9 protein-coding genes and 1 pseudogene are annotated in these 9,932 nt (G+C 64.5%); 7 read left to right on the top strand and 3 right to left on the bottom strand.

The window, feature by feature from the left end; genetic code table 11:
• Positions 1-71 precede the first annotated feature (71 nt).
• From AAFX91_RS34750 to AAFX91_RS34730, 5 genes and pseudogenes are all read left to right on the top strand, one after another.
• Positions 72-638, top strand: coding sequence for an ANTAR domain-containing response regulator (locus AAFX91_RS34750; protein ID WP_394569566.1), 567 nt, complete (start codon positions 72-74; stop codon positions 636-638).
• Positions 635-1,647 (top strand): annotated as a pseudogene (locus tag AAFX91_RS34745) (CmpA/NrtA family ABC transporter substrate-binding protein). Before AAFX91_RS34750 ends, AAFX91_RS34745 begins: the two are co-directional and overlap by 4 nt.
• A 345-nt stretch (positions 1,648-1,992) precedes the next feature.
• Positions 1,993-3,771 carry a NirA family protein gene (locus AAFX91_RS34740; protein ID WP_130583342.1) on the top strand — a complete coding sequence of 593 codons (1,779 nt, stop codon included), beginning with the start codon at positions 1,993-1,995 and terminating at the stop codon, positions 3,769-3,771.
• A complete protein-coding gene (locus tag AAFX91_RS34735; RefSeq protein ID WP_394569564.1) occupies positions 3,768-5,369 on the top strand; it encodes a sulfite reductase subunit alpha in 1,602 nt (533 codons plus the stop codon). The genes AAFX91_RS34740 and AAFX91_RS34735 overlap by 4 nt, the downstream gene beginning before the upstream one ends.
• Positions 5,370-5,544: 175 nt before the next feature.
• On the top strand, positions 5,545-5,697 hold the full coding sequence (locus AAFX91_RS34730) for a hypothetical protein (protein WP_165421481.1): 153 nt from the start codon (positions 5,545-5,547) through the stop codon (positions 5,695-5,697).
• Positions 5,698-5,842: 145 nt separating this feature from the next.
• Here AAFX91_RS34730 and AAFX91_RS34725 read toward each other — a convergent pair whose 3' ends face one another.
• From AAFX91_RS34725 to pxpB, 3 genes are read right to left on the bottom strand one after another with little or no spacing between them, the layout of a single operon-like run.
• Positions 5,843-6,616 carry a LamB/YcsF family protein gene (locus tag AAFX91_RS34725; RefSeq protein WP_130583344.1) on the bottom strand — a complete coding sequence of 258 codons (774 nt, stop codon included), beginning with the start codon at positions 6,614-6,616 and terminating at the stop codon, positions 5,843-5,845.
• Positions 6,617-6,650: 34 nt separating this feature from the next.
• Positions 6,651-7,694, bottom strand: coding sequence for a biotin-dependent carboxyltransferase family protein (locus AAFX91_RS34720; protein ID WP_394569563.1), 1,044 nt, complete (start codon positions 7,692-7,694; stop codon positions 6,651-6,653).
• A complete protein-coding gene (gene pxpB, locus AAFX91_RS34715) occupies positions 7,691-8,422 on the bottom strand; it encodes a 5-oxoprolinase subunit PxpB (protein ID WP_394569565.1) in 732 nt (243 codons plus the stop codon). The genes AAFX91_RS34720 and pxpB overlap by 4 nt, the downstream gene beginning before the upstream one ends.
• Before the next feature lie 211 nt (positions 8,423-8,633).
• Here pxpB and AAFX91_RS34710 point away from each other — a divergent pair, with 211 nt between their 5' ends.
• A complete protein-coding gene (locus AAFX91_RS34710; protein WP_394569562.1) occupies positions 8,634-9,335 on the top strand; it encodes a ribonuclease activity regulator RraA in 702 nt (233 codons plus the stop codon).
• A 23-nt stretch (positions 9,336-9,358) separates the two neighbouring features.
• Positions 9,359-9,763: a cupin domain-containing protein gene (locus AAFX91_RS34705; RefSeq protein ID WP_282531156.1), complete on the top strand. Its 405-nt coding sequence runs from the start codon at positions 9,359-9,361 to the stop codon at positions 9,761-9,763.
• Positions 9,764-9,932 lie beyond the last annotated feature (169 nt).

Below are 9,932 nucleotides of genomic sequence, written 5' to 3'. Positions count from 1 at the left end.
ACACCGATCCGATTCGGTGTCGCCGCCCCAATCCTGACGGTCAGTTCTCCGGTAACATTCTTGATGAGGCAATGCGCATCGTCGACGAAAGCCCGATCCGCGCCGCGATCCTGGAGGAGGGCCTGCGGGAGGCGGGTTATACCAGCGTCGTGCATATCAGCGAGATGCACAGCCTGCTGGCGCGAATCTACGCCGTCGACCCCGACATCATCGTGATCGACCTGGAAAATCCCAGCCGCGACGTGCTGGAACAGATGTTCCAGGTCAGCCGGGCCGTGCGCCGGCCGATCGCCATGTTCGTCGACCAGAGCGATGCCGCCTCGATCCAGGCCTCTGTCGAGGCCGGCGTGTCGGCCTACATCGTCGACGGGTTCAACAAGCAGCGTATCAAGCCGATTCTCGACCTCTGCGTGTCCCGCTTCAACGTGTTCGCGCGGCTGCAGGACGAACTGGACCGCACCAAGCACGCGCTGGAAGAGCGCAAGGTGATCGACCGTGCCAAGGGCATCCTGATGAAATTGAAGGGGCTCACCGAGGACGAGGCCTATGTGCTGCTACGCTCCACGGCGATGCGCGAAAAAAAGAAGATCGGCGAGATCGCGCAGTCGATCCTGACCGCGTCGGAGTTGCTCAAATGACCACACCGCTTCGCATCGGTTTCATTCCGCTGGTCGACGCCGCTGCCCTGATCGTCGCCGCCGACAAGGGCTTTGCGGCCGCCGAGGGGCTCGACATCACCCTGGTGCGGGAGGTGTCGTGGTCGAACGTCCGCGACAAGCTCAATATCGGCCTGTTCGATGCGGCGCATCTGCTGGCGCCGGTCGCGATCGCCTCGAGCCTCGGCCTCGGCCACGTCAAGGTGCCGATCGTGGCGCCCTTCAATCTCGGCCTCAACGGCAACGCGATCACGGTCTCGCCGCCGCTGCATGCTGCGATCATGGAGGAACTCGACGGCGACCGTTTCGACCCGATGGCAACGGCGCTGGCGCTGTCGCGCGTGGTCGCCAAGCGGCGCAAGAGCGGGGCGGAGCCGTTGATCTTCGGCATGACGTTTCCGTTCTCGACCCATAATTATCAACTGCGGTTCTGGATGGCGGCGGGCGGGGTTGATCCGGACGAGGACGTACGGCTGGTGGTGCTGCCGCCGCCTTACATGGTCGACAGCCTCGCCAACGGCCATGTCGATGCGTTCTGCGTCGGCGCGCCCTGGAACTCGATCGCAGTCGATCTCGGCATCGGCCACATCCTGCATTTCGTTTCCGACATCCTGGTCGCCGCGGTCGAGAAGGTGCTGGCGATCAGGCAGAACTGGGCGGAGAAGAATCCTGACGTCGTCGCGGCGTTGGTGCGGGCGCATCTGCGCGCCGCCGAGTTCATCGAGCGGCCGGAAAACCGCGCCGAGGCGGCTGCGATCTTGGCGCAGCCGGAGCGGATCGGCGTCGACGCCGAGGTGATCCAGCGCACCCTCGACGGGCGGCTCAAGATCTCCCCCGACGGCGCCAAGCGCGAAAGCGGTCGCTACCTGTTGGTCGGCCGGCGCCCGCCGATGTGCCGCTGCCGATCGGCGCTTTCGCCGGGCCGGCCTTCGATCCCAACGATATTCGGTGGCATCTGGCCGCGTTCAAGATCGGTTACTGGAAGCCGTAAGATTCGTGCTGCGATCGTGGGCAGTTGCCACAGGTCGGCTAAATTTTGAGCGCGCTGCTCGAAAATTCGCAACGCGGCTAGCCTCCGGGCTCCCGGGCGGTTCGGCTAATACACTGAAATAGCGTGATATTGTCTTCGGCGGCGTCTGGCACGCAACTTGAATGTTGCAGTGCGGCCAGCCTGTCGCAGATGCCTGCTGGCTCACGTCCAAGATGGATTTCCGCAGCAACGAAGCTGATCGGACCGTTCCCAGGAATCAAGCAAGGCAGTGCCAGGCTGGTTCCGAGCGGTCGCTTTCCACCGTTGACGCCACTCGCCGTGGCCGCAGGAGCTTCGTCGCAGACCATGAAAATCGAGCCGCTCTCAGTCGACTTCTCCGACGAGCAGAAACGCTACCTCGAAGGCTTTGCCACCGGCCTGCAGATCAGCCGGGTCGGCCGCGGGCTTGGCGGCGGCGCCGCCAAAGCCAATGCCGAGCCGACCGGCCCGGATGCCGCGCATATCAAGGCGCAGGACAAGGTCATCGCGTCAGGCAAGAAGCTCGTCGACCAGGAGAAATTCAAACGCGACGAGCATCCCTTCGATGCCTATCCGCGCCTGAAGCAACAGGCGCTCGACGACGCGCCGCCGTCGCCTGCCGATAATTTCCGCTGGCGCTATTTCGGCCTGTTCTACGTCGCACCGGCGCAGGATTCCTACATGTGCCGCCTGCGCATTCCAAACGGCATCCTGAAGCACTGGCAGTTTGCGGGGCTGGCCGATCTCGCCGAAGAACTCTGCGGCCCGTACTCCCACGTCACCACGCGCGCGAACTTGCAGGTGCGCGAAATCCCGCCGAAGAATGCGGTGAAACTGATCGAGGGCATCCAGGACCTCGGCCTGTGCTCGCGCGGCTCCGGCGCGGACAATATCCGCAACGTCACGGGCACACCGACCGCAGGGATTGATCCGCAGGAAATCCTGGATACGCGCGCTTACGCCCGCGAGTGGCACCACCACATCCTCAACGACCGCTCACTCTACGGCCTGCCGCGCAAGTTCAATGTCGCCTTCGATGGCGGCGGCCGGATCGCAGTGCTGGAGGAGACCAACGATATTGCCTTCACGGCGGTGGAGGTGAAGGACGGGTTTGGAGCGGAGCCCGGCGTCTGGTTTCGGCTCGGCCTCGGCGGCATCACCGGGCACAAGGATTTTGCAAAATACTCCGACATCATCGTCAAGCCGGAGGAGGCGACGAAGGTGGCGGACGCCATCGTCCGCGTCTTCATCGATCTCGGCGACCGCACCAACCGCAACAAGGCGCGGCTGAAATATGTTCTGGACGGGATCGGTCACGACCAGTTCCTGAAGCTGGTCGAGGAGCGGCTGAAGCAACCCTTCACCCGCGTGCCGACTGAGGCGCTGGCGCCGCGGCCTTTGACGGACCGCATGGCGCATATCGGTGTGCACAAGCAGAAGCAGGAGGGATTGAACTGGATCGGCGTGTCGCTGCCGCTCGGCAAGGTCTCCTGCGAGCAGATGCGTGGATTGGCCAAGATCGCGCGCGATCTCGGCGACGGCGAGATCCGCCTGACCGTCTGGCAAAACCTGCTGATATCAGGCGTGCGCGACGAGAATATTGAACTCGCGATCGCCGCGATCAAGACGATCGGGCTCGCGGTCGAGGCCTCGCACATCCGCGCCGGGCTGATTGCCTGCACCGGCAATGCCGGCTGCCGCTTTGCCGCCTCGAATACCAAGCGCCACGCCGCTGAGATCGGCGACTGGTGCGAGCCGCGCGTTGCCATGGACAAGCCGGTCAACATCCATGTCACCGGCTGCCATCATTCCTGCGCGCAGCACTATATCAGCGACATCGGCCTGATCGCGGCGAAAGTGGATGTCGGCGAGGATGCTGATCCGGTCGAGGGCTATCATCTCTTCACCGGCGGCGGCTTCGGCCCCGATGCCGATGTCGGGCAGGAGGTCTATCACGACCTCAAGGCGGACGACGCGCCGAAGACAGTCGAGAAGCTGCTGAAGGCCTATCTCGCGCATCGTTCATCTGCCGACGAACCCTTCCTTTCCTTCGCGCGCCGCCATGATGGCGAGACGCTGCGCAAGCTCGCCGAGGCATCCGCATGAACCAGATCACGCCTCCACCGAAACTCGACATCATCCCCACCAGCGCGCCGTTCTCCGAAGCGCAGCGCTCCTGGCTCAACGGCTTCTTTGCCGGGCTGCTGTCGCCCGACGCTGCGACGCCATTGCCAGCGGAGTATGGCGCGGCTGTTGTGCAGGGGGCGACCGGCGATGGCGATGACGGCGAAGCCCCGTGGCATGACCAGACCATGCCGATCGCCGACCGCATGAAGCTCGCCGAGGGCCGGCCGCTGCGGCGGCGCATGATGGCGGCGATGGCGCAGCAGGACTGCGGGCAGTGCGGCTATAACTGCCACGACTATTCCGAGGCCATCGCGGGCAAGAGCGAAGCGCGGCTCAACCTCTGCGTCCCCGGCGGCAAGGACACCGCGCGGATGCTGAAGTCGCTGTATGAAGAGCTCGACAAGGCGCCATCAGCACCGTCTGCACCAGCGGCCGTGACTGCGAACGCGACGCCTGCCGGCGAGCCCGGACGCTCGCGCGACAATCCGGTGCCGGCGAAATTTGTCTCGCGCCGTCTCCTCAACAAGCCCGGCTCCGAAAAGGAGACATGGCATATCGAGTTCGATCTCTCCGGCTGCGGGATCGACTATGTCGTAGGCGATTCCTTCGGCATTTTTGCCAAGAACGATCTCGGCCTGGTCGACCAGATTATCGCGCTGCTCGGCGCCTCGCATGTGACTGAAGTCCGTGGCAAGACGCTGCGTGAGGTACTGCTCAACGACGTCTCGCTGTCGCCGGCGCCGGACTCGCTGTTCGAACTGATCACCTATCTGACCGGCGGCGCGCAGCGCGAGAAGGCGCGGGCGCTGGCGCAAGGCGAGGATCCCGACGGCGACGCCGCCACGCTCGACGTGATGGCGGTGCTGCAGAAATTCCCGAAGGTACGGCCGCATCCGGAAGCTTTTGTCGAGGCGCTGGAGCCGCTGCAGCCGCGGCTCTATTCGATCTCCTCGTCGCACAACGCGACGCCCGGAAAATTGTCGCTGACGGTCGACTGCGTGCGTTACATCATCAACAAGCGCAAGCGGCTCGGGCTTGCCTCGACGTTCCTGGCCGAACGCATCAATCCTGGTGACGAGCTGAAGGTCTACGTTCAGAAGGCGCACGGATTCGCGCTGCCGCAGGATCCGAAGACGCCGATCATCATGATCGGTCCAGGCACCGGCATCGCGCCGTTCCGGGCCTTCCTGCTCGACCGCCGCGCCACCGGCGCGCAGGGGAAGAACTGGCTGTTCTTCGGCCATCAGCGCAGCGACTGCGATTTCTTCTATGCTGATGAACTCAATGCGATGAAGACGGCGGGCCTGCTCACGCGGCTGTCGCTCGCCTGGTCGCGCGACGGCGAGAAGAAGTTCTATGTGCAGGACCGCATGCGCGAGGTCGGCCGCGAACTGTGGACCTGGCTCGCGGAAGGCGGGCATGTCTATGTCTGCGGCGACGCCAAGCGCATGGCCAAGGATGTCGAGCGCGCGCTGGTCGATATCGTCGCCCAGTTCGGCGCCCGCTCGGTGGATGAGGCGGTCGCCTTCGTCGCCGACCTCAAGAAGAAGAGCAGGTTCCAGCTCGACGTCTATTGATCACGAAATCCGGCGCAAATTCGAACGAATAATATTCTTCACGTGAAGCTGGCCGGAGAAGTATTCCCCTCGAAGGAACCGGCCGGCAGCGCCGGTATCACTATTTTGGGGGCCGTCTTGCGTCGGAGCGCGAACGATATTCCATATGCGGCGGATGTCGCACTGGAGATCGACGATGCGCGAACTATCGGCGGAAGCCCGCCTGCATCTTTACGCGCGCAGCCTGTCGCGGAAATCGGGAACAGGATTCCATACGATTGCGCTCTACAGCGCATTCGCCGTCATCGCGGCGATCGTATTCGGCACGCTCTCCGTCCATCCGTTCTAAGAACATTGCTTGGCTCGATCGTCTCCGGCCGTCATTGCGAGGAGCGATAGCGACGAAGCAATCCATGCCTCCGCAAGTGGTGAGATGGATTGCTTCGCTTGCGCTCGCAATGACGGGGAGAGCGGGCTGGCCCTTCAGCGGACTATCAATGCGCCGTCTTGAACGGCGCGACTGCGATCCCGGCATCCTTCAAGGCCTGCCGTACGCCGCGCGCGATTTCGACCGCGCCGGGCGTGTCGCCGTGGATGCAGACCGTATCGGTCCGCATCTTGATCACCTTGCCTGACACCGAGACCACCGCGCCGTCCTGCACCATCCGCACCACGCGATCGGCGATCGCCTTGGGATCGTGCAGCACCGCGCCCGGTTTCTTGCGCGAGACCAAATTGCCGTCGTCCTCATAGGCGCGGTCGGCGAACACTTCATGCGCCAGGCGGAGATTGGCCTCCTCGCCGGCGCGCACCAGTTTCGAGTTGGCAAGCACGACGAAGATCAGGCTCGGATCGACTGCCTTGATCGCGCTCGCGATCGCTCTCGCCGTCATGTCGTCCTCGCACGCGACGTTGGAGAGCGCGCCATGCGCCTTCACGTGGGTGACCTTGTGGCCGGCCGCGGTCGCGATCGCCTGCAGCGCGCCGATCTGGTAGGCGACGAGGTTCTCGATCTCGGATGATTTCAGGCCGGGAACCGGGCGGCGACCGAAGCCATGGAGGTCGCGGTAGCCGGGATGCGCGCCGATGCTCACCCCGCGCGCCTTTGCCAGGTCCACGGTGCGGCGCATGATGTCGGCATCGCCGGCATGGTAGCCGCAGGCGATGTTGACGGAGGTCGCAAGCTCGATCATCGCGGCGTCATTGCCCATCTCCCATGGGCCGAAGCTTTCGCCGAGATCGCAGTTGAGGTCGATGGTAGCAGTCATGGTGCTTGTCCCGCTTTGCGTGGGTGGCTTTTGGCTAGCTAGTCGCTGATTCCGCGACCTGCCATGTCGCGGCGTCGACGGCGTTGACGGCGTGGCCTGCGACATTGGCCGCGCTCAGGGCTTCGAGGTTGAGATCAAGGCTTTCGAGCGGGCGCAGCCGGTCGGGCAGGGTACGGAGCAGTTCGGCGAATTTTCGCGCCTCGGCTTGCGCCTCAGCCATCGTGACCGCCTTGAACCGGAACGAGTGTCCAGCCGAAATCTGGGCAAAGCGGCCGAAATCAGCAGAGATGACGGTCGCGATCTTGGGATAGCCGCCGCTGGTCCCACGGTCCGGCATCAGCACGATCGGCTGGCCGTTGCCGGGCACCTGGATGCTGCCGTTCACGGTGCCATCGGAGACGATGTTGTGGCCGTGCAGATGCTTGATCACCGGGCCCTCGAGCCGGTAGCCCATGCGGTCGCTGGTCGCGGAAATCGTCCATTCGCTGTCGAGGAACAGGTTTTTGTTGTCCTCGGAGAATTCGTCGTCCTGCGGACCGAACAGGATACGGATCGGCGCCTCCGGCTGTTCGGGCAACTCGATCCGCCGCTCGGCCGCGCCGCTGGCGCGCTGCACCTGCAGTTCATCGCCGTTCTGGAGCGGACGCGGATAGGGGCTACCGAGGCCTGCGCGCGCGTTCACGGCGAGGCTGCCGAACATCGGCTCCCCCGCAATGCCACCCTCGATCGCGAGGTAGCTGAACGCGCCGCCCTTGGCAAAGCCGAGTGTCAGTGTCTCGCCGTCGGCCAAGGTCGCCGAGGTATCGAACGCCACGGTTCGCCCCGCGATATCAGCGCTGCGGGAGGCGCCCGAGAGCGCAATGTGTACCGCGCCGCAGCGCGCGGTGAAGCTCGCACCGAACGGACCGATCTCCACTGCAGCGGCGAACGGCTCATTGCCGACCAGCGTATTCGCGGCCGCCAGGGCCAGACGATCCATCGCACCGCTCGGCGTCAGCCCATAGCGCTGCGAGCCGGGACGGCCGCCATCCTGCACGGAACTTGCCGGACCGATCGAGGAGACGATGAGCTTGCTCATGTGGCGACCAATTCGGCGACAAACTCGCCGGCTTCCGCGGCACGGTCCTGCTCGGCGAAGGTCCTGGCGTCGACCGGCGTGAAGCTGACGGTGTCGCCCGGCTCGAGCAGGAAGATCGGATCGCGGTGAAGCTGATAGGTGCGGACCGCGGTGCGGCCGAGCAGGTGCCAGCCGCTGGGTCCGGCGATGCATTGGATCCCGGTCTGCACGCCGCCGATCGAAATCGTGCCGGCCGGCGTCAGCACCCGTGGATTCTGGCGACGCGGCATGTGCAGGAACTTGTCCAGGCCGCTGAGATAGGACCAGCCGGGGGTGAAGCCGATCATGGCGACGCGGTAGTCGCCGGCGACATGGCGCCTGACGATTTCGTCGGGCGTGGTGTTGAGGGCCTTGGCGACGTCATCAAGGTCGATGCCATGTTCGCCGCCATAGGCCACGGGGATGCGCCAGCGCCGGGTTCTTGCGGCAGCCGGATCGGGGCGCTGCGCCAGCGTGAGCAGTTGTTCCCCGAGCGCTTCGAAGCCGATCTGCAGGGGATCATAGTGCACAAGCAGCGAACGATAGGTCGGAACGGTCTCGGTCACGCCGGCGATCGGCGCCACGGCAAGGGTGCGGTCGAGCGCCAGCACCCGCCGATTGGCGGCGTCATCGATATCGCGGCTGAATTCCACCGTGATGGCGCTGTCGCCACTCGGCAGAAGACGGGGTGGGGCTTCGCGGGCGGCCATGGCATCATTGCTCATCGAGCATCAAGCTAGCGTGTTTTGCTGCGCAGTGGAATTCGGCCTGTGAAAAATCACCAAGCAACTTCAATAAATTAAACCGCAGGCTGGCGATAAGATAGCGTAATCGGTGATTTGCATTCTCGCCCTTGACGCGAGTGCCGCGGCTCGCAAGATGCGCGCGCCAATTCATTCCCACCGGAGCCGATCTTTCAAGATGTCCCTCACTGCAGAAGCGATCGCGACGCTGTCGCACGTGTCCACCGCCACCATCACCACGGTCCTGCTCAAGAAGGGGCTGCGTAACGTCTGGATGCGCGGGACCAAGCCGCTCAAGCCGGGCCAGAAACGGCTGGTCGGATCGGCCTTCACGCTGCGCTTCGTGCCGGCGCGCGAGGACTTGGCGACGCCGGAATCCTGGTCGTCGCCGATCTCGACCCGCACTGCGATCGAGGCCATGCCGGAAGGCTGCATCGCCGTGGTCGATTCCATGGGCGTCAGTGACGCCGGAATCTTCGGCGACATTCTCTGTGCGCGAATGGTGAAGCGTGGCGTGACCGCGCTGATCACCGACGGCGTGGTGCGCGACCTCGAAGGCGTGCTCGGCACGGGACTGCCGGTGTGGTGCAACGGTTTTGCCGCGCCGCCGTCGGTCGCGGGCCTGACTTTCGTCGGCTGGGGCGAGCCGATCGGCTGCGGCGGCGTGGCCGTGTTCCCGAACGATGTGGTGGTCGCCGACCAGGACGGCGCGGTGCTGATCCCGCAGGCCTTCATCGACCAGGTGCTGGCCGAAGGGCCGGAGCAGGAACGGATGGAAGCCTGGATCGTCAATGAGGTGAACAATGGCGTGCCACTGCCGGGCCTCTATCCGATGAATGCCGAAACCAAGGCGCGCTACTACGCCGCAAGCAAGAAGTAACATCAAAAGAGCGAGGTAAGCGCATGGAAATCCATATCGCTGGCACGCGGCCGACCCGTCGCGGGCCGGCCGAATATTTCACCGGCACGGTGCTGCAGGATCCCGTCATCATGGCGCCCGCGCCGGCGCGGCTAAACTGTTCGCGTGTCTCCTTCGAGCCGGGTGCGCGCACGGCCTGGCACACCCATCCGCTCGGGCAGACGCTCTATGTGATCTCCGGCATCGGCCGGGTCCAGGCCGAGGGCGGCCCGATCAGGGAGATCAAGCCGGGCGACGTGGTCTGGATTCCGCCGAACGAGAAGCATTGGCATGGCGCTTCGCCAACCAACGCCATGACACACATCGCGATGCAGGAAGCGCTCGACGGCGTCTATTCGAACTGGATGGAGCATGTCACCGACGAGCAGTACAACGCGAAGGTCGGCTAGTTTTCCCAAGGACGCGGGAGCTTCGTAGCCCGGGTGGAGCGCCAGCGAAACCCGGGTCCGGTCGAGCCGCGTGCGAGGTCCGGGTTACGCTGCGAGACTGAGCAAGAATCGGGAACTAGGTTGCCAAGTGGAGGCTGAAGGGATTTGGCGCGGGATTTTGCTGTAGGCG

It is taken from the genome of Bradyrhizobium sp. 31Argb (assembly GCF_043638955.1).
GTDB lineage: Bacteria > Pseudomonadota > Alphaproteobacteria > Rhizobiales > Xanthobacteraceae > Bradyrhizobium.
Note: the sequence above shows the minus strand (reverse complement) of the source record. Positions and strands in the feature narration are given on the sequence as shown.